The sequence below is a fragment of the Nonomuraea sp. NPDC048826 genome (assembly GCF_043198225.1).
Taxonomy (GTDB): domain Bacteria; phylum Actinomycetota; class Actinomycetes; order Streptosporangiales; family Streptosporangiaceae; genus Nonomuraea.
On sequence record NZ_JBICUQ010000004.1, the window covers coordinates 130,961 to 156,373 of the forward strand.

General features: G+C 71.8%; 20 protein-coding genes and 1 riboswitch. Of the genes, 16 read left to right on the forward strand and 4 right to left on the reverse strand.

The window, feature by feature from the left end; translation table 11 throughout:
• Positions 1–279: 279 nt before the first annotated feature.
• The 4 genes from ACGFI7_RS15115 (at position 280) to ACGFI7_RS15130 (ending at position 6,015) form a co-directional block, all read left to right on the forward strand.
• A complete protein-coding gene (locus ACGFI7_RS15115) occupies positions 280–1,626 on the forward strand; it encodes a sensor histidine kinase (RefSeq protein ID WP_393404215.1) in 1,347 nt (448 codons plus the stop codon).
• A 98-nt stretch (positions 1,627–1,724) separates the two neighbouring features.
• Positions 1,725–3,767, forward strand: a complete 2,043-nt coding sequence (locus tag ACGFI7_RS15120) for an N-acetylneuraminate synthase family protein (protein ID WP_393404218.1) — start codon at positions 1,725–1,727, stop codon at positions 3,765–3,767.
• An 8-nt stretch (positions 3,768–3,775) separates the two neighbouring features.
• Complete coding sequence (locus tag ACGFI7_RS15125) at positions 3,776–4,756, forward strand: glycosyltransferase family 2 protein (RefSeq protein ID WP_393404220.1); 981 nt, start codon at positions 3,776–3,778, stop codon at positions 4,754–4,756.
• Positions 4,753–6,015 carry a polysialyltransferase family glycosyltransferase gene (locus tag ACGFI7_RS15130; protein ID WP_393404222.1) on the forward strand — a complete coding sequence of 421 codons (1,263 nt, stop codon included), beginning with the start codon at positions 4,753–4,755 and terminating at the stop codon, positions 6,013–6,015. Before ACGFI7_RS15125 ends, ACGFI7_RS15130 begins: the two co-directional genes overlap by 4 nt.
• 12 nt (positions 6,016–6,027) lie before the next feature.
• Here the strand turns inward: ACGFI7_RS15130 and ACGFI7_RS15135 are convergent, their stop codons facing one another.
• Complete coding sequence (locus tag ACGFI7_RS15135; RefSeq protein WP_393404224.1) at positions 6,028–7,188, reverse strand: DUF6716 putative glycosyltransferase; 1,161 nt, start codon at positions 7,186–7,188, stop codon at positions 6,028–6,030.
• A complete protein-coding gene (locus ACGFI7_RS15140; RefSeq protein ID WP_393404227.1) occupies positions 7,185–8,129 on the reverse strand; it encodes a hypothetical protein in 945 nt (314 codons plus the stop codon). The genes ACGFI7_RS15135 and ACGFI7_RS15140 overlap by 4 nt, the downstream gene beginning before the upstream one ends.
• A 97-nt stretch (positions 8,130–8,226) precedes the next feature.
• Here ACGFI7_RS15140 and ACGFI7_RS15145 point away from each other — a divergent pair, with 97 nt between their 5' ends.
• The 11 genes from ACGFI7_RS15145 to ACGFI7_RS15195 all read left to right on the forward strand — a co-directional run bounded on the left by ACGFI7_RS15145 (position 8,227) and on the right by ACGFI7_RS15195 (position 20,519).
• Positions 8,227–9,042, forward strand: coding sequence for an aldo/keto reductase (locus ACGFI7_RS15145; RefSeq protein ID WP_393404229.1), 816 nt, complete (start codon positions 8,227–8,229; stop codon positions 9,040–9,042).
• 47 nt (positions 9,043–9,089) lie between these two features.
• Entirely contained in the window at positions 9,090–10,046 is a 957-nt protein-coding gene (locus ACGFI7_RS15150; protein ID WP_393404231.1) for a Gfo/Idh/MocA family protein, read from the forward strand.
• Between the two features lie 114 nt (positions 10,047–10,160).
• A riboswitch (cyclic di-AMP (ydaO/yuaA leader) is annotated at positions 10,161–10,298 on the forward strand.
• Positions 10,299–10,311: 13 nt separating this feature from the next.
• Positions 10,312–11,148 carry a CHAP domain-containing protein gene (locus tag ACGFI7_RS15155; protein WP_393404234.1) on the forward strand — a complete coding sequence of 279 codons (837 nt, stop codon included), beginning with the start codon at positions 10,312–10,314 and terminating at the stop codon, positions 11,146–11,148.
• Positions 11,149–11,237: 89 nt separating this feature from the next.
• Positions 11,238–11,678, forward strand: coding sequence for a YciI family protein (locus tag ACGFI7_RS15160; RefSeq protein ID WP_393404237.1), 441 nt, complete (start codon positions 11,238–11,240; stop codon positions 11,676–11,678).
• 651 nt (positions 11,679–12,329) lie between these two features.
• Positions 12,330–13,568 (forward strand): RNA polymerase sigma factor, encoded by a 1,239-nt coding sequence (locus ACGFI7_RS15165; RefSeq protein ID WP_393404240.1) that lies wholly within the window; start codon positions 12,330–12,332, stop codon positions 13,566–13,568.
• Between the two features lie 289 nt (positions 13,569–13,857).
• Positions 13,858–15,186, forward strand: a complete 1,329-nt coding sequence (locus ACGFI7_RS15170) for an ABC transporter substrate-binding protein (RefSeq protein ID WP_393404243.1) — start codon at positions 13,858–13,860, stop codon at positions 15,184–15,186.
• 70 nt (positions 15,187–15,256) lie between these two features.
• A complete protein-coding gene (locus ACGFI7_RS15175) occupies positions 15,257–16,213 on the forward strand; it encodes a carbohydrate ABC transporter permease (protein WP_393404246.1) in 957 nt (318 codons plus the stop codon).
• A complete protein-coding gene (locus tag ACGFI7_RS15180) occupies positions 16,210–17,058 on the forward strand; it encodes a carbohydrate ABC transporter permease (RefSeq protein ID WP_393404249.1) in 849 nt (282 codons plus the stop codon). Before ACGFI7_RS15175 ends, ACGFI7_RS15180 begins: the two co-directional genes overlap by 4 nt.
• Positions 17,055–18,464, forward strand: a complete 1,410-nt coding sequence (locus ACGFI7_RS15185) for a GH1 family beta-glucosidase (RefSeq protein WP_393404252.1) — start codon at positions 17,055–17,057, stop codon at positions 18,462–18,464. The genes ACGFI7_RS15180 and ACGFI7_RS15185 overlap by 4 nt, the downstream gene beginning before the upstream one ends.
• Positions 18,445–19,443 (forward strand): LacI family DNA-binding transcriptional regulator, encoded by a 999-nt coding sequence (locus ACGFI7_RS15190; RefSeq protein ID WP_393404255.1) that lies wholly within the window; start codon positions 18,445–18,447, stop codon positions 19,441–19,443. Before ACGFI7_RS15185 ends, ACGFI7_RS15190 begins: the two co-directional genes overlap by 20 nt.
• Before the next feature lie 50 nt (positions 19,444–19,493).
• Positions 19,494–20,519, forward strand: coding sequence for a phosphotransferase family protein (locus ACGFI7_RS15195; RefSeq protein ID WP_393404258.1), 1,026 nt, complete (start codon positions 19,494–19,496; stop codon positions 20,517–20,519).
• Here ACGFI7_RS15195 and ACGFI7_RS15200 read toward each other — a convergent pair.
• Both ACGFI7_RS15200 and ACGFI7_RS15205 read right to left on the reverse strand, forming a co-directional pair.
• Positions 20,463–22,721 carry a M64 family metallopeptidase gene (locus ACGFI7_RS15200; protein ID WP_393404261.1) on the reverse strand — a complete coding sequence of 753 codons (2,259 nt, stop codon included), beginning with the start codon at positions 22,719–22,721 and terminating at the stop codon, positions 20,463–20,465. The genes ACGFI7_RS15195 and ACGFI7_RS15200 overlap by 57 nt on opposite strands.
• A gap of 97 nt (positions 22,722–22,818) precedes the next feature.
• On the reverse strand, positions 22,819–23,850 hold the full coding sequence (locus ACGFI7_RS15205; protein WP_393404264.1) for an anti-sigma factor domain-containing protein: 1,032 nt from the start codon (positions 23,848–23,850) through the stop codon (positions 22,819–22,821).
• Positions 23,851–24,004: 154 nt separating this feature from the next.
• On the opposite strand from ACGFI7_RS15205, the gene ACGFI7_RS15210 reads away from it, so the two are divergent.
• A complete protein-coding gene (locus ACGFI7_RS15210) occupies positions 24,005–25,339 on the forward strand; it encodes a class II 3-deoxy-7-phosphoheptulonate synthase (RefSeq protein ID WP_393405663.1) in 1,335 nt (444 codons plus the stop codon).
• Positions 25,340–25,413: the final 74 nt, after the last annotated feature.

Here is a 25,413-nt window from a genome sequence, read left to right on the forward strand (position 1 = left end):
GGACGTTAGCCGTTCTTTGCAAAATTTGGAAGATCTTGCAAGAGAGCGTTACCCGATCCTCATCCAGCGCCTTCCGTGGACACCTCGACACCCAGCACAAATGCGGTATGCAACTTGCGGCAAGCTTGCACCGCCCACGGCGGCCGTCACCGTGGGCTCGCCCGATTTTCCCGCCGTTGCGCGGTTCCGTCATCAGCTCCCAGGGTGAGACCGGAGCATTGACCTTTCTTTCCCCGCGCACGGCAGTCCGGCGGGAGTGCGGTCGGTAGCGTCGATGAGGTGCGCCTGTGGGTCCGCTCCCTGCGAGGACGCGTCACCATCATCGCCACGGTCGTCGCCGCTCTCGTGCTCACTCCCGTGGTGATCGCGGGTGTGCTCGTCAGCCGGCACATGCTCGCGGAGTCGATGTGGGACACCACCGGGGAGACGGTCGCCCGCATCTCCACCCGGGTGCGCACGGGCGAGTGGCAGCCCGGCAGCCCGCTGCCCGTGGTCGACAGCGACGTGGACCTGATCCAGCTGATGTCCGACGACGGGAAACTCCTGGGGACGAGCGACGCGGCCAGGAGACTGCCGCGGCTGAGCGACGTGGAGCCGCGGCCGGGCGGCAAACCCGTCGACGTCACCAACTGCCTGCCCGGCATGTGCCTGTACGTCACCGCGACGCGGGCCGGCACGGCCGACGAGGCGCCGATCGTCTACGCGGGCCGGCGCCCCCCGCCGCTGCTCTCCACCCGGATGATGGAGACCACCGCCGTCGCCCAGCTCGTCGCGATCCTCGGGCTCACCGCCTGGGCGACCTGGGCCGTGACCGGCTCGGCCCTGCGCCCGGTGGCGCGGATGCGCCGCGAGCTGGACGAGATCACCGCCCGTGACGTGCGCAAACGGGTCACGCAGCCGCCGGGCGACGACGAGGTGGCGCAGCTCGCCCGCGCGGTCAACGGCACCCTGGCCCGCCTGGAACGTGCGGGCGCGCAGCAGCGCCAGTTCGCCGCCGATGCCTCCCACGAGGTGCGCACGCCGATCGCCGGGCTCCGCGCCCAGCTGGAGAGCGCCCAGCTCTACCCGGACGAGACCGACGTGCGGACGCTGGTGAAGTCCGCGCTGCGCGACACCGACCGGCTGGAGGCGATCATCACCGACCTGCTGCTGCTGGCCAGGATCGGCGCCGACGTGGACGCCGCCAGGGAGCGGGTGGACCTGGCCGGGCTGGTCCGCCAGGAGCTCTCCACCCGCAAGGACAGAATCCCGGTACGGACCGAGCTCGCCGGGGACGTCACCGTGAACGGGGTCCAGTTCCAGCTGGCCAGGCTGCTGGCCAACCTGCTCGACAACGCCCAGCGGCACGCCGAGAGCCGGGTGACCATCGAGGTGTTCCGGCAGGGCGGCCAGGCGGTGCTGGCCGTGGAGAACGACGGCGCGCGGATCGCCGTGGGCGACCGCGAGCGCATCTTCGAGCGGTTCACCCGGCTGGACGCGGCCCGCAGCCGGGACGCGGGCGGCACCGGGCTCGGCCTGGCGATCGCGAACGACGTCGCGCAGGCGCACGGCGGGCGGATCCAGGTGGAGGACAGCCTGCGGGGAGCCCGCTTCGTGCTGCGCCTGCCCGCGGTCGCGCCCGAGTGACGCCACCCGATCTGCCCGGAGAGTTCAGGGCAGGGACGCTGCCCGTTCAACCGGCGCCCTTAGCTTTCGGGTGCATCCCGGAGGATTGAGGAGACACGTTGCGAGTCCTGGCCGTAGTCCCCGCCCGTGGAGGTTCGGCGGGCGTACCACTGAAGAACCTGGCCCAGGTCGGAGGCGTCCCGCTCGTGGCCCGCGCGGTGCGCGCGTGCCTGGGCGCCGAACTGGTGGACGAGGTGGTGGTGAGCACCGATCACGCCTGCATCGCCGAGGCCGCCGCGCGGGCGGGCGCGCGCGTGGTCGAGCGGCCGGCCGAGCTGAGCGGCGCCACGGTCTCCAGCGAGTCGGCCGTGCTGCACGCGCTCGGCACGCCGGCGGCGGACCCGGAAGTCGTCGTGCTGGTGCAGTGCACGAGCGCGTTCATCGACCCCGCCGACCTGTCGGCGGCCGTGCGCCGGGTGCTCGATGGCGAGGCCGACGTGGTCTTCTCCGGTACGCCGACGCACGAGTTCCTGTGGACCCCGGCCGGCGCGGGCGTCAACCACGACCCGGCGTCCCGGCCGCGCAGGCAGGACAGAGAGCCGCAGTTCCGCGAGACGGGCGCCTTCTACGTGATGCGCGCCGCGGGATTCCGCGAGCACGGGCACCGCTTCTTCGGCGACGTCGCCGTGCAGGCGGTGCCCGCCCGGCACGCCGTGGAGGTGGACACGCCCGAGGACCTGGAGATCGTCCGGGCGCTGGCCCCGTTCGTGGACGCGCCGGAGCCGATCGACGTGGACGCGGTCATCACCGACTTCGACGGCGTGCACACCGACGACCGCGCCTACGTGGACTCCGATGGCCGCGAGATGGTGCTGGTCAGCCGGTCGGACGGGATGGGCGTGTCGCTGTTGCGCCGGGCCGGGGTGAAGGTGCTGGTCATGTCGACCGAGCAGAACCCGGTGGTGGCCGCCAGGGCGCGCAAGCTGGGGGTGCCGGTGCTGCAGGGCCTGGCCGAGAAGCGGACGGTGCTGCGCGACTGGCTGGCCATCGAGAACCTCGACCCGGCCCGGGTGGCCTACGTGGGCAACGACGTCAACGACCTGGGCCCGATGGCCGAGGTGGGCTGGCCGATCGCGGTGCCGGACGCGCACCCCCGGGTCCGGGCCGCGGCCCGGGTCGTGCTGACCAGGCCGGGTGGTGACGGGGCGGTGCGCGAACTGTGCGACCGGGTGGTCGCGGCGCGGCCGGCGCCCGCGGAGCCGGCGCCCGCGACGCCGCAGAGGCTGAGGTTCCGGCCGGTGCGCATCGCGGACGTGCCGGTCGGCGACGGGGAGCCGGTGTACGTGATCGGCGAGATCGGCATCAACCACAACGGCGAACTCGACCTCGCCCGCCGGCTCATCGACGTGGCCGCCGACGCCGGCTGCCAGGCGGTGAAGTTCCAGAAGCGCACTCCGGCCATTTGCGTGCCCGCGGAGCAGAGGGGGCAGATCCGGCAGACGCCGTGGGGCGAGATGATGTACCTGGAGTACAAGGAACGCACCGAGTTCGGCCACGAGGAGTACCGGCGGATCGCCGAGCACTGCGCCGAGCGGGGCCTGCACTGGTTCGCCTCGCCGTGGGACGTGCCGTCGGTGGAGTTCCTGGAGGAGATGGACGTCGTCGCCCACAAGGTGGCCTCGGCCGGCGTGGCCGACCACGAGCTGCTGCGTGCGCTGGCCGGCACCGGCAAGCCGGTCATCCTGTCGACCGGGATGTCCGCGCTGCACGAGATCGACCGGGCAGTGGAGATCCTCGGCACCGACAACCTGATCATGATGCACGCGACGTCCACGTACCCGCTGCCTCCCGAGGAGGCCAACCTGCGCACGATCACCACGCTGAAGGAGCGGTACGGGGTGCCGGTCGGCTACTCGGGGCACGAGCGGGGGCTGCAGATCTCGCTGGCCGCGGTGACGCTCGGCGCGGTCTGCGTGGAGCGGCACATCACGCTCGACCGCACCATGTGGGGCTCCGACCACGCCGCCTCGCTGGAGCCGGCCGGGCTGGAGCACCTGGTGCGCGACATCAGGATCATCGAGCAGGCCATGGGCGACGGCGTCAAGCGGGTCTTCCCCGGCGAGGAAGCGCCCAAGGCGCGCCTGCGCCGCGTGACCGTCTGATCTCGGCGGTGGTCACGCTCTCGGTGATCGTGCCGGTCCGCGACGGCGAGCGCCACATCGGCGACGCGCTCGCCTCGCTGGCCCGCAACTACCGCCCCGGCTTCGAGTTCATCGTGGTCGACGACGGCTCGGTGGACGACACCGCCGCCGTCGTCGACGACTTCCGCGCCTGCCTGCCCGGGCTGGAGGTGATCCGCCACCCCGAGCCGCTGGGGCTGGCGGACGCCCGCAACGCCGGGCTCTCGGCCGCCTCCGGCCGGTACGTCACCTTTCTCGACGGCGACGACTGGCTGGCTCCCGGCTATCTGGCTCGGCTGACCGCGGTCGTCGACGGGCTCGGCTGCGACTTCGTCCGCACCGATCACGTCCAGGTCGAGGGCCGCAAGCGGGTCGTGCACCGGGCGCCCGCGGCGCGGCGGGGCGTGGTGCTCGACCCGCGCGAGGCGATCCTGCCCGTGGGGGTGCGCACCATGGTCGACTACCCGTACGCGTGGGCGGGGATCTACCGCCGGTCGCTGGGCGACCTGCTGTGCTTCCCATCCGGGCTGCACACCGCCGAGGACCGGCCGTGGATCTGGCGGCTGCACCGGGAGGCGGCGACGTTCGCCGCGGTGCCGCTGGCGGGCGTGTTCTACCGGCGGCAGGTGGCCGGCTCGCTCACCCAGGTGGGCGACGAGCGGCAGTTGCACTTCTTCGACGCGTTCGAGCTGGTCTTCCAGGGGCTTGAGGAGAAGTACCTGCCGAAGGCGGTGCGGACCTTCTGCGCCCTGCTCGGCCACCACCTGGAGATCGCCGGCCGGTTCCCGCCGGAGCTGCGGGCCCGGTTCACCCGGTGCGGCGCGCGGATGGCGGGCACGCTGCCGCTGGACCTCGTGGCCGCGGCAGTGGCGGCGATGACGGGCGAGCGCGCCGCCCTGCTGCGCGAGCTCCTGCCCTGGCTGCCTGCCCCGACCGGCGGGCCGAGGGGTCCGCATGCGGAGGATCCATGACCACGGTCTTCTACGCCTCGACGCTGTTCGGCGCGATGTCCCTGGCCGCGGGCATCGACGCCGGCCTGTTCGGCGGCGGCCGCCGGATGCTGCTGGTGTCGTGCAACGCGGCGATCCCCGAGATCGGCACGCCGCTGGAGGCCACCCCCGGCTTCGCCGCCCTCGCCTCCCGCTTCGACGAGGTCCACTCCTGGAACGACCTGATCGCCCCGCTGCATCCGGCGGAGTGGCGGGCCAGGGTCGTCGAGGTGCCGATGCTGGAGCGGCTGATCCGCTCCCACCTGCGCCTGGACGCGCTCGACGAGCTGGTGCTGGAGTCGATCGCGGTCCCGCCCGCCCGGACGATCGCCGGGCTGGTTCGCGACTGCCCGATCACCGTCTACTCCGACGGGCTGATGAGCTACGGGCCGACCCGCGACCCGCTGCCCGCCGAGATCTTCCGCCGCGTCACCCGCCTGCTCCACCTGGACCTGGTGCCGGGGCTGACCCCGTTGCTGCTCAGCGAGTACGGAGTGCCGGCCGCGACGCTGCCGCAGGAGCCGTTCCTGTCGGTCGTGCGCGAGGTGGGCGCGACCGCCCCGCCGGTCGCGGGCGGCCAGGCGATGATCCTCGGCCAATACCTGTCGGCGCTCGGCATCCTCACTCCTGAGGAGGAGGCCGGTCTGCACGCCTCGACGCTCCGCGCGCTGGCCGCCCGCGGCTACACGTCCGTACTCTTCAAACCGCACCCGGCCGCGGGGCGCGGGCACGCCCGGCTGCTGCGCGCCGCCGCCGCCCCGCTCGGCGTCGAGCTGACGGTGGCCGGTGAGAACGTTCCCGCCGAGGTCTGTTTCGCCACCCTGCGGCCCGAGCTGGTGGCGGGCTGCTTCTCCACCGCTCTGGTGACCGCCCGGCGCCATTACGGGCTGCGCGCCGTCTCCCACGGCACTGGCCTGGTGCTGGAGCGGCTGACCCCGTACGAGAACAGCAACCGGATTCCGGTCACCATCGTGGACGCGCTGCTCCCCCGGCTGTCGGAGGACGGCTTCATCGACGAACCGCCCGCGACCGACCTGCCGGCGCTGGTGCGCGCGGTCGGCTACTGCATGCGGGCCGAGGCGCACCCTGACCTGCGGCCGGCGGGGTTCGCGTTCGACCCCCGCTACTTCAGGCGCCGGCGGCTGGAGGCGCTGGGCCTGGCGGCGCCGCCGGCCCAGAAGCGGCGGGCGGCTCAGGGCCCGCTGGACCGCCTGCGCAGGAAGCTGCGTGCCGCCCGATAGCGGGCACTCACGTCACACCTTGAGGTAGCGCCGGACCCGGCGCCGGGCCCGATAGCCGGCCCGCAGCACGGTCGGCGGCACCTCGACCCGCAGGCGGGCGCGGCGCCGGGCGGCCGCGTACCCGGGACCGTCCATCAAGGACGTGGCCCGTCCTCGCGGCCGGGAGATCACCAGCGAGGTCAGCAGCCGGGTCCAGTCGTCGCGCTCGTCCGGGTGGAAGTAGTTGGCCGCGCACCAGCGGGGGTCGGCCCGGCGGAAGTCGCCCACGGCCAGGTCGTCCAGCGTGCCCAGCAGGCCGGAGCCCTCGAACACCAGGTTGATCATTTCCGCGTTCACCCCGAAGTCGCTCAGCACCAGCGACGGCACGTCCATGGCGACCGCCTCCAGCGCCGCGGTCGAGCTGACGGTGACGAACCCGGACGCCCGCGAGAGCTGCTCCCGCATGGACCCGGCGGCGAACCGCAACCGGCCCGGCTCGCCGAGCTGGTGCCAGAGCTTCTGGTAGGGGTGACGCTCGCGGTGGGTCTGCCGCTCGCCCTCCACCGCGCGCAGCTTCACCACCACGTCCAGCCCGGGGCGGCGGTCGGCCAGCCGGGCCAGCGCCCGCAGGATCCGCTCGCGCTCCTCGCGGGCCCTCGGCACCTTGGCCTGGGTGGCGAACACCACCCGGTCGCCCGCGGCCCGCTCCTGCCGCGGCCGCAGGAACGGCAGCCTGGCCAGGCCGACCGCCCCTCCCCCGCCGAGCCGGTCCGCGATGGCCGAGAACTCGGCCACCTCGCGCTCGCTGTGCACCACGAACAGGTCACAGCCGCTGCGGAACAGCCACGCCTTCTCCGTCGCGGGCACCGAGATGCCGGGCAGCCCGGTGGCGAACACCGGCCGCGGGCTCAGCCCGTCCAGCACGCCGGACACCAGCACGTCCACGACCGGGCCGGTGCAGGACACCAGGATCACGTCGGGCCGGGACCGTTCCGCCAGGCGGCGCAGCGCGCGGGCGCTCAGCACCGGCGGCGCGGGCCGGTCGCCCACGGCGGCGGCGATCTGCCCGGCCGACGGCGCGATCGGGGTGCGGACCACCACCAGCTCGGTATCCCAGCCTTCCGGCAGGTCCTGGAGCAGGCAGGCCGCCCACTTCAGGTACGAGTCGGAGTCGGCCACCGCCAGCACCTTCACCCGGTCACTCCTGTCAGATGCGAGCGCAGGGCGGGACCCGCCCTGTGCGTCCACCACTCGTCCGGCACCCGCACCGGCTCCACGGCCACTCCGCGCGGGCCGAGCAGCACCCGCAGCGAGGAGATCGCGGTCGACGGCAGGCTGATCACCCGCTGGCCCGGGTCCAGGGCGCGCAGCGTCAGCTCGGCGGGGGCGCCGCCGTCGTGCACGGTGACGCCTGGCCGTTCGCGGATGATCGCCACGTCGGCCGGATCCTCGCGACGGTGCGGGAAGTACGCGAGCGGCTCCTCGGCCGCCAGATCGGTCAGCCAGCGCAGGTAGCGGTCACGGCGCACCAGGCCGTTGCGCACCAGCGAGGTGCCCAGCACGACCGTCCGCTCGGCCGGGCCGGGCACGGTCGGCGGCTGGCCGCGCAGCCAGGGAAACTCGTGCCGTACCAGCTCGACCCCCGCCCCGCGGACGGCGCCGGCGAGGTCGGGCGCGACGGGCAGCGCGGTGAAGACCGTCACCCCGCTCGCGTGCAGCCGGATGGCGGCGGCCAGCCCGAGCGCCGCGCGTGCCATGCCCGGCCGGGCTCGGGCCCGCAGCAGCGGCCGGTACCGGCGCGCGGCGAGCAGCTCCAGCAGCCGGATCGTGGCCATCCCGTCGTCCACCACGACGATCCTGCCGGGGAAGGCGGTCAGCCAGCGCAGCTGCACCCGGCCGGAGAAGGCGTCGCCGACCGCGGCCGGCCGGAGCGGCATGTGCTCGCTCGGCTCGGCCAGCTCCAGGCCGGCGGGCAGGTCGAGGCCGCGCAGCTCGCGCCGGGTCGCCTTGAGCGAGCGCTGCCCCGCCCTCGGCACGATGACGCTGGACGGCCCCAGCAGCCCGGCGTGATGGGCCTCGACGGCGCAGAGCATCTGGAGCGGAGATTCCACCCAGGCCGACGCCCGCTTCACCACGTTTGTTCTCCCAGCCAGGTGATGGCCCGTTCACGACCGCTTCAAGCTAGCCCCGGCGGCTTAAGCCGGGCGGAACCAGACGTGAACAATGGGAGGTATGAACTCGCTACGGCTATATCGAGACGGCGTCGAGATCCCGCAGCTCGGCCTGGGCGTCTGGCAGGTGCCCGACGACGAGGCGGAGCGGGCCGTGCGCACCGCGCTCGAGGTCGGTTACCGGCATATCGACACGGCCACGCTCTACGGCAACGAGGAGGGCGTCGGCCGGGCCGTGCGCGCCTCCGGCGTCCCGCGGGAGAAGGTCTTCGTCACCACCAAACTGTGGAACAGCGACCACGACCGGGTGGAGCAGGCCTTCGGCGAGAGCCTGAGCCGGCTCGGCCTGGACTACGTCGATCTCTACCTGATCCACTGGCCGGCGCCGCGGCGCGACCAGTACGTCCAGGCCTGGCGCGGCCTGGAGAAGATCTACCGCGACGGCCGGGCCAGGGCGATCGGCGTGTCCAACTTCACGGTCGGCACGCTCACCCGGCTCATGGACGAGACCGACATCATCCCCTGCATCAACCAGATCGAGCTGCACCCGTACTTCCAGCAGCGGGAGATGCGCGAGTTCCACGACAAGAACGGCATCCTCACCGAGGCGTGGAGCCCGCTCGGCTCCGGCCGGGGCCTGCTGGACGACCCGGCGCTGGGGGTGCTGTCGGAGAAGCACGGCCGCACGCCGGCCCAGATCGTGCTGCGCTGGCACATCCAGATCGGCAACGTGGTGATCCCGAAGTCGGTCACCCCGGCGCGGATCAAGGAGAACATCCAGGTGTTCGACTTCATCCTGGACCACGAGGACATGGCCGCGATCGGGGCGATGAACGCCGGCCGCCGCCTGGGCGCAGATCCCGCGACAACAGGGTGAAACTGCACACATATCGCTTTCTCGTATAAATCTGTACGATCTCCCGCGTGCGAGATCTAGCGTGGGGAATCGCGGCGACCGGCGGCATCGCCAGGACCGTAGGGGCCGTCATCGCCGCCGAGCCGGGCATGCGGGTGGCCGCCGTCGGCTCCCGCGATCTGGGCAGGGCCAAGGCGCTGGCCGCGACGCTGGGCGCCGAGTCCGCCCACGGCTCCTACGCCGAGCTCTGCGCCGACCCGGCCGTGGACGCCGTCTACGTCGCCACCCCGCACGCCCAGCACCTGGAGGTGGCCGAGGCGGCCATCGCGGCGGGCAAGGCCGTGCTGTGCGAGAAGCCGCTCGCGGCCACCATGGCCGACGCCGAGCGGATGGTCCGGCTGGCCCGCGAGGTCGGAATCTTCCTGATGGAGGCCATGTGGATGCGGTTCAATCCGCTGATCCGCAGGCTCACCGAGGACGAGCGGTTCGGCGAGATCCGCTCGGTGCGCGCCTCGTTCGGCTTCACGCTCCCGTACGATCCCGCGCACCGGCTCTGGGCCCCCGAGCTGGGCGGCGGCGCCCTGCTCGACCTGGGCATCTATCCGATGGGGCTGGCCCAGCTGTTCCTCGGCCAACCCGAGAGCACGCACATCACCGGCTCGCTGGCGCCCAGCGGCGTCGACGCCGAGGCGGGCGGGCTGATGCGCTATCCGGACGGCAGGCGGGCGCTGGTGGAGTGCTCGCTGCTCGGCACCTACGCCAACGACGCCTCCATCGTCGGCACCGGGATGCGGGCCGACCTCGACGCCCCGTTCTGGGCTCCGCGGCGGGTCGTGCTCAGCGGGCCGGGCATGGAGCCGGAGGAGCACCTGCTCGCCGATCCGGCCGACAACGGGTACGCGCACGAGCTGCGCGAGGTCAGGGACTGCCTGGCGGAGAACCGTACCGAGAGCGCGATCATGCCTCTTGACGAAAGCCTTGCCATCATGCGGGTGCTGGCCGACGCGCAGGCGCAGCTTCGCTAGCTGCGGCTTTGCTGGGCTTGTCAGTTTCTTGCCTTTGTATTACCTTGTTCCGCGTTCAGGGCTTTCGTCCGATTTGTCCGTTCGTTGCTCTGAGCGCGATCGTCTCGCAGGACAGCCCTGCGACCGCTGAATCCGCCTTGCGCGGAACCGGGGACCCACTTCCCTCGGGGTGAATCGGCGCCGCGCGCGCCGTAGGGCAGCTTCCACGCCCGAACCCGTCAGCTAACCCGGTAAGCGGCATGGAAGCAAGGAGTACATCCCCTCGATGGTCACGCATCGTCTCGCCCGTGCCCCCAAGCCGAAGCCGCACCACCTACGCGCCCTCCTGGGCGCCGGCATCGTCACCTGCGCCCTGAGCTTCGCCCTCCCGGCTCACGCCGACCCGGGGCACGACGACCTCCGGCTGACGGCACAGTCCGGGACCGAGCAGACCGAGCGAACCGACGAGACCGAGCAGACCGACGAGGCCGCGCAAAGCGACCAGGCCGAGCACGCCGAGCAGGCGGAGCAAGCCGAGCAGGCCGGGGGGAGCGAGCAGGCCGGGGAGAGCGAGCAGGCCGGGGAGGCCGCGTCCCAGCAGGCGAAGCCCGCCGAGAAGGACAAGATCAACGTCACCGCCGCCGAGGTGCTCGCCCTGGCCAGGGCCCAGATCGGGGTGCGGGAGAACGCGCAGGGCGGCGGCACCAAGTTCCAGGAGTGGTACGCGAACTCGCAGCGCGCCCTGGAGACCATCGCCCGCGACGGCGGCCACCCCGCCGCCTACCTGAACGCCCCCTGGTGCGCCATGTTCGTCTCCTGGGTCGGCGAGCAGACCGGCGCCCGCCCCCAGGTCGGCTGGGACGCCTACACGGTGACGCACGCCAAGTGGTTCGCGGCCAACAACCGCTGGGGCACCGAGGCCAGGCCGGGCGCCGTGGTCTTCTTCGCCTGGAACGGCAGCAAGAGCATCGAAGCCATCCAGCACGTCGGCTTCGTGGTCCAGGACAACAACGACGGCACCATCTCCACGATCGAGGGCAACACCGGCAACGGGCTGGTCGAGGAGCGCATCCGTCCCAAGTACCAGGTTGTCGGATACGGCTACCCGGAGTACGCCTCCTGAGTTCTCCGGAAGAATCCCGCTTGAGGTGTCGATGCGGGCGTCGCTCGTTCGACGCGTCCATGAGAGCGGGATGCTGAGGAGAACGCGCCATGAAATTCATGATCATCGGTAAGGGCAGCGTCGAGACCGAAGCGGGCGTCATGCCGAGCCGGCAGCTCGTCGACGACATGACGGCCTACAACGAATCGCTGGTCAGGGCCGGGGTGCTGCTGGCGGCGGAAGGGCTGCACCCCAGCTCCCGCGCCGCCCGGATCGTCTACGGCCCCGGCAAGCCCAAGGTCGTCGACGGTCCCTTCGCGGAGACCAAGGAGATCATCGCCGGCTTCTGGCTGATCCAGGTCAAATCCCGCGAGGAAGCCGTCGAATGGGCCCTGCGCTGCCCCGTCCCCGAGGACGGCGAGGGCGTCGGCCTGGAGCTCTGGGAGGTCTTCGGCACGGCCGACATGCCGGAGTCCTCCCTCAGCCCCGAAACCGCCCAGCGCAGCGCGGCCCTTCGCGAATCCCTGGGCGCCGAACACCCGGACGCCTGACGTCCCTGCTGTCCAAGCAACGGGGCCGCCCCCCGGCCGGTTCCCCCGGACGAGGCGAAGGTGGTCCCCTCCAGCCAGGCGGGACCACCCCACCCCGACACCCCAAACCCCGGACCGCGACGTCACCCCACCACAACGCCTCACAGACCCCGAGCCACACGTCCCACCCCACGACGACGACTCACAGACTCCGGCCACGACGCCATCACCCCACAACAACGGCTCGCGACCTCGGGCTCGCGGGCGTCAGCCTCGCGGGCGTCAGCCTCGCGGACCTCGGACTCGCGGACCTCGGACTCGCGGACCTCGGACTCGCGGGCGTCGGCCTCACGGACCTCGGGCTCACAGGCGTTGGGCTCGCACGGCCTCGGGTCGTGGCCGCCACCCCGCCAGACGACTCCTAGATCCCGGGTCTCGACGTCATCACCCGGCAGACCTCCCCGGACTGCGGCGGGTCGGCCAGCCGGACTCGAGCGGGACATCCTGACGCGGGGCAGTTCGTCCGGACGTGGGCGGGCGTACAGACCCCGCGCGGGCCGCCCGCTGGACCAGGCGTGACGGGCTCCCACATGGTGCAACCCAGAAGACGGGCCGGTGGGAGACCCCCAGGTTGAGGTTGCGGGCTGTTGAAGGGGCTGTTTGCATGGCTCCGTGACCGCTGTGGAGACGAACCGGGCCATCGAGGCCGTCTGGCGCATCGAGGCGGCGCGGTTGATCGCCGGGCTGGCCAGGGTGGTGCGCGACGTCGGCCTGGCGGAGGAGCTGGCGCAGGACGCGCTGGTCGCGGCGCTGGAGCAGTGGCCGCAGGAGGGCGTGCCGCGCAACCCTGGCGCCTGGCTGATGACCGTCGCCAAGCGCCGCGGCGTCGACCTGATCCGCCGTCAGGAGCGGTACGAGCGCAAGCTGGCCGAGATCGGCCGGAGCCTGGAGCAGGAGGAGGAGCCGCCGGGCGTCGAGGAGATCGGGGACGACCTGCTGCGGCTGGTGTTCACCGCGTGCCATCCGGTGCTGTCCACCGAGGCGCGGGTGGCGCTGACGCTGCGGGTGCTGGGCGGGCTGTCCACGGACGAGATCGCGCGGGCCTTCCTGGTGCCCGAGGCGACGATGGCGCAGCGGATCGTGCGCGCCAAGCGGACGCTGTCCGCGCGGCAGGTGCCGTTCGAGGTCCCTTCCGGCGACGAGCTGACCGAACGGCTGCCGCCCGTGCTGGAGGTCATCTACCTGATCTTCAACGAGGGCTATTCCGCGACCGCGGGCGACGACTGGATGCGTCCGGCGCTCTGCGAGGACGCGCTGCGCCTGGGCCGGGTGCTGGCCGGGCTGATGCCGAAGGAGCCCGAGGTGTTCGGCCTGGTGGCGCTGATGGAGATCCAGGCGTCCCGCGCGGCCGCCCGGGTCGGCCCGTCGGGTGAGCCGATCCTGCTGTTGGAGCAGAACCGCGCCCGGTGGGACCGGTTGCTCATCCGCCGTGGCCTGGCCGCGCTGGAGCGGGCCGAGGAGCTGGGCGACGCGCCGGGCCCGTACACCTTGCAGGCCGCGATCGCGGCCTGTCACGCACGCGCGCTGGCGCCGGAGGAGACCGACTGGGTGCGCATCGCCGACCTGTACGCGCGGTTGGCGGCGCTGTCGGGCTCGCCGGTGGTGGAGCTCAACCGCGCGGTGGCCCTGGCCATGGCGTACGGGCCGGAGACGGGCCTGGAGCTGGTCGACCAGATCGCCGGCGAGCCGGCCATGAAGGACTACCACCTGCTGCCGGGCGTCCGCGGTGACCTGCTGTTCAAGCTGGGCCGGCACGACGAGGCCCGCGCCGAGTTCGAGCGCTCCGCCTCGCTGACCCAGAACGAGCGCGAACGCGCCGTCATGCGGCAACGTGCCGCTTCGTGTGGGTGATCTCAGATCAGCCACCTCAGCATCTCTGCCGGTAGTGAGCGCGTTTGTGCCGGTGTGCGGGAGAAACGGTACGCGTGAGATGGGAGCGCTCCCAAGTAGCACTTTGGGCGATACATCCCCGTACGAGCACTTCGTGGGTTGCAAAATGCCCCAGAGGTAACGTTTGAGTTTCGGGACGTTGACGCCTGACCGCACTGCGGGCACTCTTTGTGGGAGCGCTCCCAAGGACCTCCTATCGCGGGATTGTCGCGATGCACCTCCCAAGATCCACACCCAAGAGGGGTACGGTATGACGAACCACAAGCGCTTTGCAGTAACCGGTGTCCTGGTCACCGCGCTGGCCGCGGTGACCGCCGCCTGTGGTGGCGGAGAGACCCCGGCCCCGTCGGCCGGTGCGAGCGCGCCGGCCGAGCCCGTCACCATCAACGTGCATACCTTCGGTGGCGGCGAGAACTTCGGCTACGACGAAGCCGTCAAGAAGTGGAACGCCGAGCACCCGAACATCCAGGTCAAGTACTCGAACCTGACCGACAGGTTCGAAGACGTCTATCTGCCGCAGCTGCTCCAGCGCCTCCAGGCGGGCAGCGGCGCCGGCGACATCGTCGGCATCGACGAGGGCGCGATGGGCCTGATGGCGGCCCGCCCGCAGTTCTTCACCGACCTCGGCGAGTACGGCCTGCAGGACCGCAAGGCCGACTTCCCCGCGGCGAAGTGGGAGGCGGGCGTCAACGCCGACGGCAAGCTGTTCGCCCTGGGCACCGACATCGGCGGCATGACCATGTGCTACCGCAAGGACCTGTTCGAGAAGGCCGGGCTGCCGACCGACCGCGAGGAGGTCGCCAAGCTCTGGCCGACCTGGGACGCCTACCTTGAGACGGGCAAGAAGTTCACCGCCGCCGACACGGGCGCGAAGTGGATGGACGGCCCGAACACCATCTACAACGTGATCCTCTCGCAGGAAGCCCCGAAGAACGGCAACATCTCGTACTTCGACAAGGGGAACCAGCTCGTCCTGGAGACGAACCCGGCCGTCAAGACCTCCTTCGACTGGGTGAAGAAGTTCAGCCAGGAGGGCCTGACCGCCAAGCTCCAGGCGTTCAGCCCGCCGTGGAACAAGGCCATCAAGGGCGGCGACTTCGCCACCATGGGCTGCCCGTCGTGGATGCTCGGCGTGATCTCCGGCGCGGCCGGCGAGGAGAACAAGGGCAACTGGGACGTCGCGGCGGTGCCGGGCGGCTCGGGCAACTGGGGCGGCTCCTGGCTGGCCGTTCCCAAGCAGAGCAAGCACCCGAAGGAAGCCGCCGAGGTGCTCAACTACCTGACGGGCAAGGACGGCCACGTCGCGGCCTTCAAGGAGGCGGGCGCCTTCCCGAGCTCCATCCCCGCTCAGCAGGACCCCGAGGTCGCGGGCCTCAAGAACGAGTACTTCAACGACGTGCCGACCGGCGAGATCTTCGCTGCCTCGGTCAAGGACCTGCAGCCGGTCTTCCTGGGTGAGAAGCACGCCCAGGTGAAGACCTCGGTGGAGAAGGTGCTCGAGGGCATGGACCAGGGCGCGGTGGGCTACGACGAGGCCTGGACGAAGTTCGTCGAGGCGGGCGTCAAGGCAGCGGGCTGACGCTCTCACTGGACCGGGTGGCGCCCTCCCCAGGGCGGGCGCCACTCCCGATCTGGCTCGAAAGGCTTCCATGACTCTCCAACTCGCGCCGCCGCCCCGGCACGCGTCGCCCCGGCGGGCCAGGCCGGGCAGGCGGGCCGGGCGATTCGACCTGAAGGGGATGCCCTATCTCCTGGTCTCGCCCTACTTCCTGCTCTTCGCCATCTTCGGCGTCTTCCCTCTGCTCTACACGTTCTGGCTCTCGCTCTACGACGCGGAGCTGGCGGGCAAGCGAGAGTTCGCCGGTCTTGAGAACTACACCAAGCTGATCGCCGACGCCGAGTTCTGGAACGCGGTGTTCAACACCGTCGGCATGTTCGTGCTGGCCACCGTGCCGCAGCTGGTCCTGGCCCTGCTGCTCGCCAACGCGCTCAACAAGCGCCTGCGCGGCCGGCTGCTGCTGCGCCTGGGCGTGCTGCTGCCGATGATCACCTCGGTGGTCGCGGTGGCGGTCGTCTTCAGCCAGCTCTACAGCCGGGACTACGGTCTGTTCAACTGGATACTCGGGCTCGCCGGAATCGACCCGATCGCCTGGCAGAACGACAAGTGGTCCGCCTGGATCGCCATCGCCACGATGGTCGACTGGCGCTGGACCGGCTACAACGCGATCATCCTGCTCGCCGCCATGCAGACCATCCCCAAGGACCTGTACGAGGCCGCGGCCATCGACGGCGCCTCCCCGCGCCGGCAGTTCTGGCAGATCACGCTGCCGATGCTCCGGCCGACCATCGTGTTCGTCGTCTTCATCTCCACCATCGGCGGCCTGACGCTGTTCACCGAGCCGGTGATGTTCGAGGGCGAGCAGATGATGACCGGCGGGACCACCGGCCAGTACCAGACGGTGGCGATGTTCATCGTCGAACAGGCCTTCCGCGGCGGCTTCAAGATCGGATACGCCTCGGCCGCGGCCTGGCTGCTGTTCGTGCTGATCCTCGTCGGCACCATGATCAACTACTGGTTCACGCGCCGCATCGGGGGTGCACGATGACCAAGCAACCGGTCAACCGGCTGTGGGACGCGGGGGCTCTCACTAAGGTCGTGCTCGCCCTGGCGCTGCTGCTGTCGGCCTATCCCATCTACTACATGTTCATCATGGCGACGCGGACGAACGACGACGCGCTCAACAACCCGCCGCCCTTCCTGCCGGGCGGCCACCTGGGCGAGAACGTCGAGCGGCTGCTCACCACCGAGGACGCCTACTTCCTCACCGGGCTGATCAACTCGGCGATCGTGGCCACGACCGTGACCGTGTCGGTGGTGATCATCTCCACCCTGGCCGGCTTCGCCTTCTCCAAGCTGCGCTTCCGCGGCTCGAAGATCCTGCTCGGGCTGATCCTGATCACGATGATGGTGCCGCTGCAGCAGATGGGCATCGTGCCGTTGTACGAGCTCATGGTGACGCTCGGCTGGACCGGACAGCTGCAGGCGGTGATCCTGCCGTTCCTGGTCAACGGGTTCGGCGTGTTCATGATGACGCAGTACGCCTCGCAGGCGGTGCCGGACGAGCTGGTCGAGGCCGCCAGGGTCGACGGGGCGTCCACGCTGGGCATCTACCGCCGGGTGATCCTGCCCGCGCTCCGGCCCGGCATGGCGGTGCTCGCCCTGCTGGTGTTCATGCAGACGTGGAACGAGTTCATGTGGCCGCTCATCGTGCTGCTGCCGGAGAACCCGGTGGTGCAGACCTCGATCGCGGCGCTGAACCAGGCCCACGGCACCGACTACGTGATGCTGTTCACCGGCACCGCCGCCTCGGTACTCCCTCTGTTCATTGTTTTCGTCCTGTTCGGCCGCCAGATCGTCGGCGGCCTGATGGAAGGTGCGGTCAAGGCGTGACGACTCAGGAGGAACAGACCCGCTCCGAGCTGCGATTCCCTACCGGGTTCGCGTGGGGTGCGGCCACCTCGGCCTACCAGATCGAAGGCGCGGTGACGGCCGACGGCCGCGGCACCTCGATCTGGGACACCTTCACCAAGACGCCGGGCCGGGTGGTGGGCGGCGAGCACGCGGACGTCGCCATCGACCACTACAACCGCTACCGCGACGACGTACGGATCATGGCGGAGCTGGGGCTGAGCGCCTACCGCTTCTCGGTGTCCTGGCCCCGCGTGCAGCCGGACGGATCCGGAGCCGTCAACCAGAAGGGGCTTGACTTCTACAAGCGCCTGATCGACGAGCTGCTGTCACACGGGATCGACCCGTGGCTGACGCTCTACCACTGGGACCTGCCGCAGGCCCTGGAGGACAGAGGCGGCTGGCCGGCCAGGGACACGGCGCTGCGTTTCGCCGACTACGCGGCGATCGTGCACGAAGCGCTGAAGGATCGGGTGCACACGTGGAGCACCGTCAATGAGCCGTGGTGCGCGGCCTTCCTCGGATACGCCTCGGGCGAGCACGCTCCGGGACGCCGCGAGCCCGAGAACGCCATCCGGGCCGCGCACCACTTGAACCTCGCCCACGGCCTGGCGGTCCAGTCCATGGGCGCACGCCGGGTGGGCGGTTGCGTCAACCTGTACGCGATCACCCCGGCCACGGCCAGCGAGGCCGACCAGGACGCGGCCCGCCGCATCGACGGGCTGCAGAACCGGTTCTTCCTCGACGCGCTGCTGACCGGCCGCTATCCCCAGGACGTCCTCGACGACCTGGGGATGGACCTGGCCTTCATCGAGGACGGCGACCTCAAGACCATCAACGCGCCGATCGACCTGCTGCTGGTCAACTACTACAGCCGGTTCACGGTGTCCGGAGCTCCGGGCGGCCGGGCCTCGGCGGCGGCGGCGCCGACCGACACGGCCTCGCCCTGGGTGGGCAGCGAGAACGTCTCGTTCGTGAACGGCGGCCGCCCGGTCACCGCGATGGGCTGGGAGATCGACGAGGACGGCCTGGTGGAGGTGCTCACCAGGGTGGCGCGCGACTACCCGCGGACCCCGCTGGTGGTCTCGGAGAACGGCGCCGCGTTCGACGACGTCCTGGTGGACGGCCGGGTGCGCGACGAGGAGCGGCGGGCCTACTTCGAGGCCCACCTGCGCGCCTGCCGCGAGGCCATCGACGCCGGGGTCCCGCTGGAGGGCTACTTCGCCTGGTCGCTCATGGACAACTTCGAGTGGGCCTGGGGCTACGGCAAGCGCTTCGGCATCGTCCGGGTCGACTACGAGACGCTGGAGCGGCTGCCGAAGGAAAGCGCGAACTGGTACGCCGAGATCATCCGGCAGAATAGGCACCATGAACCGACCGACTCTTGAGGCAGTCGCCGCCCGGGCCGGGGTCGGCCGAGGCACGGTGTCGAGAGTCATCAACGGCTCCCCCAATGTGAGCCAGAAGGCGCGCGATGCGGTGCAGGCGGCGATCCAGGAGCTGGGTTACGTCCCCAACAGGGCGGCCCGCACCTTGGTGACCCGCCGCACCGACACCGTCGCGCTGGTCGTTTCCGAGTCGGAGGGCCGGCTCTTCGACGAGCCCTACTTCGCGGGCACCATCCGCGGCATCGGCTCGGCGTTGTCGGAGACCGGCCTGCAGCTCCTGCTGGCCATGGCGCGCACCCCCGAGGAGCACGCCAGGCTGCAGCACTACCTGACGGGGCAGCACGTCGACGGCGTGCTGCTGCTGTCGCTGCACGGCGCCGACCCGCTGCCGGGCAGGCTGGAGGCGATGGGCGTGCCGACCGTGCTGGGCGGCCGCCCCGTCGGCCTGTCTCCCTACAGCTACGTCGACATGGACAACCGGGCCGGGGCCAGGCAGGCGGTCAAGCACCTGCTGGGCCTCGGCCGCACCCGCATCGCCGCCATCGCCGGTTCGCAGGACATGGGCGTGGGCGTCGACCGTCTGGCGGGCTACCGCGACGCGCTGCTGCCTTCCGGCCTGCCGGAGCTGGTCGCGTACGGCGACTTCTCCGAGGAGAGCGGGGCGGCGGCGATGACCGAGCTGCTGACCGCGCACCCCGACCTCGACGCGGTGTTCGCCGCCTCCGACCCGATGGCGCTGGGCGCCGTCCGGGTGCTGAAGGCGGCGGGCCGGGCGATCCCCGACGACGTGGCGGTGATCGGGTTCGACGACTCGAAGGCCGCCCTGCACGCCGACCCGCCGCTGACCACCGTCCACCAGCCGACGGAGGCGATGGGCCGGCAGATGGCGCTGCTGCTGGTGGCCCGCATCAACGGCGAGGCGCTGCGCCAGCCGGTCGTGATCCTCGACACCCATCTGGTGCGGCGCGCCTCGGCGTAGCCGCCCGACAGCGAGCCGCCGACCCGCGGGCGCGGCCTGAGGAGGACGCCGTGGACAGCAGGACCAAACGCCGGTTGTCCCGGCAGGAGCTCGACGGGCTGGCCAGGCGGGCGCTCGGCGCCGGCGTGGCGGAGCAGGCCGAGCTGACCGACGGCTTCGCCAACGCGGTGTGGCGGCTGCGCCTGGACGACGGCCGCGACGTGGTCTGCAAGCTCTCGCCGCCGCCCGAGCTCGACCAGCTGAGCTACGAGCGCAACCTGCTGCGGATGGAGGCGGCGGCCTGCGAGCTCGCCACGGCGGCGGGCGTGCCGGTCGCGGCGCTGTTACGGGCCGGGTTCGACGACCCGGTGCTGGGCGGCGACTACCTCATGCTGGCCGCGCTCGACGGCGTCCCCTGGAACCACGTCTCCCGCGGCGGTGCCGCCGTTCCGGCCGTCACGCCCGAGTGCGAGGCGGAGCTCCGCATGGAGCTGGGCCGCCACCTGGCGCGGCTGAACGCCGTCACGGGCCCGGTGTTCGGCTACCCGCACGCCGGGATCACCGGCTCGACCTGGCGCGAGGCCTTCCTCGCCATGGTCGACGCGCTGCTCGGCGACACGGTGCGCTACCCGACGCCGCTGCCCGCGCCGGTGCCGCGCATCCGCGAGTTGCTGGCGGCGGCCGCGCCCGCGCTCGACGAGGTGACCACGCCGCGCCTGGTCCACTTCGACATCTGGCCGGGCAACGTGTTCCTGGACCTGTCGGGGCGTCCCCGGATCCAGGCGATCATCGACCACGAGCGGGCGTTCTGGGGCGACCCGCTGGCCGAGTTCATCACCCCGACGATCTTCGCCGAGCTGCGTGAGGACGACCCGCTGGTGATCGGCTACCGCGAGGTGACGCCGTTCGAGCTCACCCCGGCGGCGCGGGTGCGGCTCGACCTGTATCGCGCGTACCTCTATCTGATCCTCCTGGTGGAGAACGGCCCCCGGCAGTATCCGGAGGCCGAGTACGCCCGGGTTCGGGATCTCTCCACGGCCTCACTCTCCGGCGTGCTGGACCGCCTCGTACCTCTGGCCCAGGGGACCGTCGCGTAGCTCGCCGCACTGCCCGGCGCCGGCGCCGCGCAGCGTGTTGGGCACGCCCAGGTCGGCGGGGGCGGGCGTGTTGCCCGAGCAGGCGAGCGCGCCCTTGACCGTGCTGCCCGACAGGATCGGCGCGTCGTTGCGGGTGAGCAGGACGGCGCCGCGCAGGTCGGCGGAGACGATCTGCAGCGAGCCGGTCCTGTCGGCGCCGGCCGCACCGTCCAGGCGTGTGCCGAGCAGGTGCACGGCGGCGGCCCGCGACGCGGTGAGCGTGCCGGTGATGCGCCCGCCGGTGACCACGAGGGACGCGCCGGGGGCCACGACCACCGGGCCGGTCACCCGGGCACCGTCGAGGCAGGTGACGCCGCCGGTGACGGTCAGCGGGCCGCGGTGCTCGCCGGTGATCGTGCGGGTGCAGGCGGGCGGCGGGGCGATCGTGGTGACGGTGAACTCCCCCGGCTCGCCGTAGTTGCCAGCGGCGTCGATCGAGCGGTACTCGACCGTGTGCCGGCCGCGCGGCAGCTTGCCGAAGACGAGGTGGTCGATGACGGTGCCGTCCTCGCTGAACGTCCACGGCAGCTCGGACGAGGTGGGCCAGCCGAAGTAGTTGAACCAGCCGTCGCCGTCCACCCGCGACTCCGACACCAGGTAGCCGTCCTGGTCGTCGTCGCCGGTGAGCCGCATGGTGAACGGGCCGTTGTAGACGTAGGTGTGGCCGGACCTGGCCAGCGGCGGCGACAGTTCGTAGCCGGTGGTGGGCGGGGTGGCGTCGACGGTCCAGGTGAGGGTGTCGGCGCCGACCGTGGCGGTCAGCCGGTGGGCGCCGGTCGCGAGGTCGAGCGCGCCCAGGTCGAGTTCGGCGCCGGAGCCGCCGACCCGCTCGCCGTCGAGCCGCCAGGCGACCTCGGGCACGGCGGCGGCCGGGTGGGTGGTCTCCACGTACACGACCTCGTCGCGGCCGACCGGCCGGTTCGTCGGCGTGGAGGAGACGAGGCCCGGCTCGATCCCGTCCGGCGGGGTGGTGAGCGCGGTGTCCACGGTCCAGGTACGGGTGCGGGTCATGGCGTCGCGGACGGCGGGGTCGCGGACGAAGTCCGTCGGGTCGGTGACCGTGGCGGTGACGGTGTGCGTGCCGGGGGTCAGGTCCAGGGCGCGCAGGTCGAGGGCGTCGCGGTCGCCGTCCAGTGCGCGGCCGTCGACGGTCCAGGTGGTGACGAGGCCGTGGCCGGCGGGACGCATCGGCTCGACCCAGAGCACCCGGTCGGCGCCGACCGGGGCGCCGGTGGGGGCGGAGTCGTGGATGACCATGGTCTTGGCGGTGATCCGCTGGGTCATGACCTCGCGGCCGACCTGGTCGAAGGAGTAGCCGAGGCTCTTCATGATCGAGTGGGCGCTGGGCCGCCACACGCCGGTGCCCGCGTAGAGTCCGCCCTGGTAGCGGCCGATCGGGCCGCCCGACTCGCTGGGCTCGCCCAGCCAGCGCCACCACTTCCTGCGCTGGTCGCGCATCTCCTGCTCGGTGAGCAGCGTGTGGTGCGCCGAGTCCGGCTCAGGACCGGTGTACGGGCCGCCGGGGACGCCGCGCTGGTAGTAGTCGTACTCGTCCTGCAGCCCGCCGAGCGAGTGGCCCAGCTCGTGCGGGCTGATCAGGGCGGACATGGCGTTGCTGCCGGAGGCGGTGGCGTAGGAGCCGCCCGCTCCCCCGTACGTGCCGCTGTTGGCCAGGGCGAGGATCTGGCGGTTGGCGGAGGCGGTGCCGGTGACCAGGTTCGCGTAGCGGGTGGCGGCCGCGTTGTCCATGGTGATCAGCCGTTGCACGCTTGCGGGGTTGCACCGGCCCCAGAAGCCCATGCTGAGCGGCGTGCTCCTGCGGGGCGAGGTCAGGTCCGGGTCGCAGCTGACGCCGGACTCGCCGGAGACGATGTCGATCCGGTAGACGTTCAGGTAGTCGCGGTACGACTTGAACGGCTCGATCGACCACAGGACGTTGAGGTGGCGGTCGGCGTCCTGGCGGAACTCGTCCTGTTCCGCCGCGGTGTATCCGTCGCCCATCACGATGAGGTTGAACCGCTTCTCCGGCGGGCCGGTCACCTGGACGGGGGTCACGGTCGCCGCGCCGGGCTCCGCCACGTGGCCGAGGGTCGCCGCGGCCGGGGGCGCGCCCAGGACGGCGGCTGCGGCGAGCGTCGTCATCAGCACCGCTGATCTTCGCATGCCCAGCACTATCCGTCAGAACGGGCCGCCCGTCTTCACCCTTTATGGTCACAATTCCGACTATCAGGGTGTCCCGCGGCCTGGGCGACGGTCCGGCTCAGGCCGCGGGCAGCTCGGCGAACAGGATCGGCCGGGTGGTCGGCCGGCCGGAGCCGCCCGCGGGCTCGACCGTGAGGCCGAGATGACCGTCGCCCCGCAGGTCGGCGAGCACGGGCCTGGTGAGGCCGTCCGCGCCGCGGTCGAGCACCCCGGCGGGGCGGACGCCGTCCGGTCCCATCAGCCACAGAGCGTAGACCTTGGACGGCGGCAACTCCGGCATGCCCGACGAGGTGAAGAGCACGCGTCCCCGCAGGCGGGAGACGACGGCCACGCCGGTCCCGCCGGAGGCGACGCGGTGCCGTACCGTACGGGCGTCCGGGGCGGCCAGGACGGCGGCCACCTCCGTCGCGAGCGCGCTGTCCCCGGCCCGCAGCTCGCCCAGGTCACGGCGGGCGTCGAAAGCGACCACGCCGAGCGCGACGGCGGCGGCCGTGGACACCGCCGCGAGCCCCGCCGCCGCCTTCCCCAGCCACCGCCGCCGCGGCACCACGTGCGCGACCGGCCCGGCGGCCTCCCACAGCGTCCGGTCCCCGGCGGGGGGCGCGCCCGGCCGGGTGTCCGCTTCGGGCGCCCGGCGCGGGATGAGGACGACGGTCTCGGCGAGGTCCTCGCCGGAGGCGTACGACGCCGGCGCGTCGCCGTTGGGCCCCCGGCGCGCGGAACCCGGAGCCTCGGGGCCGGGGAGGTCGCGGCGGTACGGGCTCGGGGCCTCAGAAGGGGGGCCCGGGGTGAGGAGGTCACGGCGGTACGGGCCCGGGGTCACGGAAGGGGGGCCCGGAGTGAGGAGGTCGCGTGGGAGGCGGAGGGTGGCGTGTCGCGCGTGGGCGGTGGCGAGGACGCGGGGGCGCAGGGAGGCGGGGGGCGGGGTGGCGACGGCGAGCGCCAGGCGGGCGGCCGCCTCGCGCAGGCGGCGTACCTCTGACGGGCACGTGCGGCAGCTCGACAGGTGCGCCTCGAAGGGCGCGACGTCGGCCGGCGGCAGCGCGTGCACCGCGTAGGCGCCCGACAGGGTGTGGAGTTCGTCGTCCATGCCCACTCCCGTGGTGGTGAGAGGCGGCTCACTACCCGTGATTCGGCAGCTCGGCGTCCGTGGATGCTGTCAAGCTGGAACGGCCTTCTCACAACGTGGACATTGCGGTCGGCCAGGTGGGGCCGGTGGAATACCCTCGTATGTCGTGAGCGCACTGAGCAATTCGCTGAACCTCGATTCCTGGCGAGCCCTGCCCGCGGCCCAGCAGCCCGACTGGCCTGACCGCGGCGAGCTCGACAAGGTCGTCGCCGAGCTCGGCGGCCTGCCCCCGCTGGTCTTCGCCGGAGAGTGTGACCAGCTCAAGGAAGACCTGGCCGCCGTCACCCGGGGCGAGGCGTTCGTCCTGCAGGGCGGCGACTGCGCGGAGACGTTCGCCGGCGCGACGGCCGACAACGTGCGCAACAAGCTCAAGACCCTGCTGCAGATGGCGATCGTGCTCACCTATGCCGGCAAGGTGCCGGTGGTCAAGATCGGCCGCCTGGCCGGCCAGTTCGCCAAGCCGCGGTCCAAGGGCACCGAGGTGCGCGACGGCCTGGAGCTGCCCGCCTACCGGGGCGACATGGTCAACGGCTTCGACTTCACGCCCGAGACGCGCCGCCCCGACCCGTGGCGGCTGCTCAAGGCCTACCACTCCTCGGCGGTCACGCTCAACCTCGCCCGCGCGTTCACCAAGGGCGGCTACGCCGACCTGCGCCAGGTGCACGCCTGGAACCAGGACTTCGTGGCCGAGTCCCCGGCCGGCCGGCGCTACGAGCGGCTGGCCCGCGAGATCGACCAGGCGCTGGCCTTCATGCGGGCGTGCGGGGCCGAGCCGGAGGAGTTCCACTCGGTGGAGTTCTACTCCTCGCACGAGGCGCTGATCCTCGACTACGACCAGGCGCTCACCCGCATCGACTCGCGCACGGGTCTTCCGTACGACGTGTCGGCGCACATGGTCTGGATCGGCGAGCGCACCCGCCAGCTCGACGGGGCGCACGTGGAGTTCTTCTCCCGGATCCGCAACCCGATCGGCGTCAAGCTGGGCCCGACCACCTCCCCCGAGGAGGCGCTGGCGCTGGTGGAGAAGCTCAACCCGGACAACGTGCCGGGGCGGCTCACCTTCGTCACCCGGATGGGCGCGTCCAAGATCCGCGAGCACCTGCCGCCGCTGGTCAAGGAGGTCACGGCCGCCGGGGCGCAGGTGGCCTGGGTGTGCGACCCGATGCACGGCAACACGTTCGAGGCGCCGAGCGGTCACAAGACCCGCCGGTTCGACAACGTGCTCGACGAGGTGGCCGGGTTCTTCGAGGTGCACCGCGCGCTCGGCACCCACCCGGGCGGCATCCACATCGAGTTCACCGGCGACGACGTGACCGAGTGCGTCGGCGGCGGTCACGAGATCGCCGAGGACGACCTGGCGACCCGCTACGAGACGGCCTGCGACCCGCGGCTCAACCGGAGCCAGTCGCTCGATCTCGCCTTCCGGGTGGCCGAGCTGTACCGGGGCTGAGCACGTCTCACTTTCCGGGCCGTCGTCACCCGGCGGCCCGGGACATCTTCTATGATCAACGGCACAAGCCGGAA

Coding starts and splice junctions, on each gene's coding strand:
- ACGFI7_RS15200 (WP_393404261.1), bottom strand. CDS start 22,721: ATGCGAAGATCAGCGGTGCTGATGACGACGCTCGCCGCAGCCGCCGTC.
- ACGFI7_RS15160 (WP_393404237.1), top strand. CDS start 11,238: ATGAAATTCATGATCATCGGTAAGGGCAGCGTCGAGACCGAAGCGGGC.
- ACGFI7_RS15130 (WP_393404222.1), top strand. CDS start 4,753: ATGACCACGGTCTTCTACGCCTCGACGCTGTTCGGCGCGATGTCCCTG.
- ACGFI7_RS15170 (WP_393404243.1), top strand. CDS start 13,858: ATGACGAACCACAAGCGCTTTGCAGTAACCGGTGTCCTGGTCACCGCG.
- ACGFI7_RS15180 (WP_393404249.1), top strand. CDS start 16,210: ATGACCAAGCAACCGGTCAACCGGCTGTGGGACGCGGGGGCTCTCACT.
- ACGFI7_RS15205 (WP_393404264.1), bottom strand. CDS start 23,850: ATGGACGACGAACTCCACACCCTGTCGGGCGCCTACGCGGTGCACGCG.
- ACGFI7_RS15175 (WP_393404246.1), top strand. CDS start 15,257: ATGACTCTCCAACTCGCGCCGCCGCCCCGGCACGCGTCGCCCCGGCGG.
- ACGFI7_RS15145 (WP_393404229.1), top strand. CDS start 8,227: ATGAACTCGCTACGGCTATATCGAGACGGCGTCGAGATCCCGCAGCTC.
- ACGFI7_RS15190 (WP_393404255.1), top strand. CDS start 18,445: ATGAACCGACCGACTCTTGAGGCAGTCGCCGCCCGGGCCGGGGTCGGC.
- ACGFI7_RS15155 (WP_393404234.1), top strand. CDS start 10,312: ATGGTCACGCATCGTCTCGCCCGTGCCCCCAAGCCGAAGCCGCACCAC.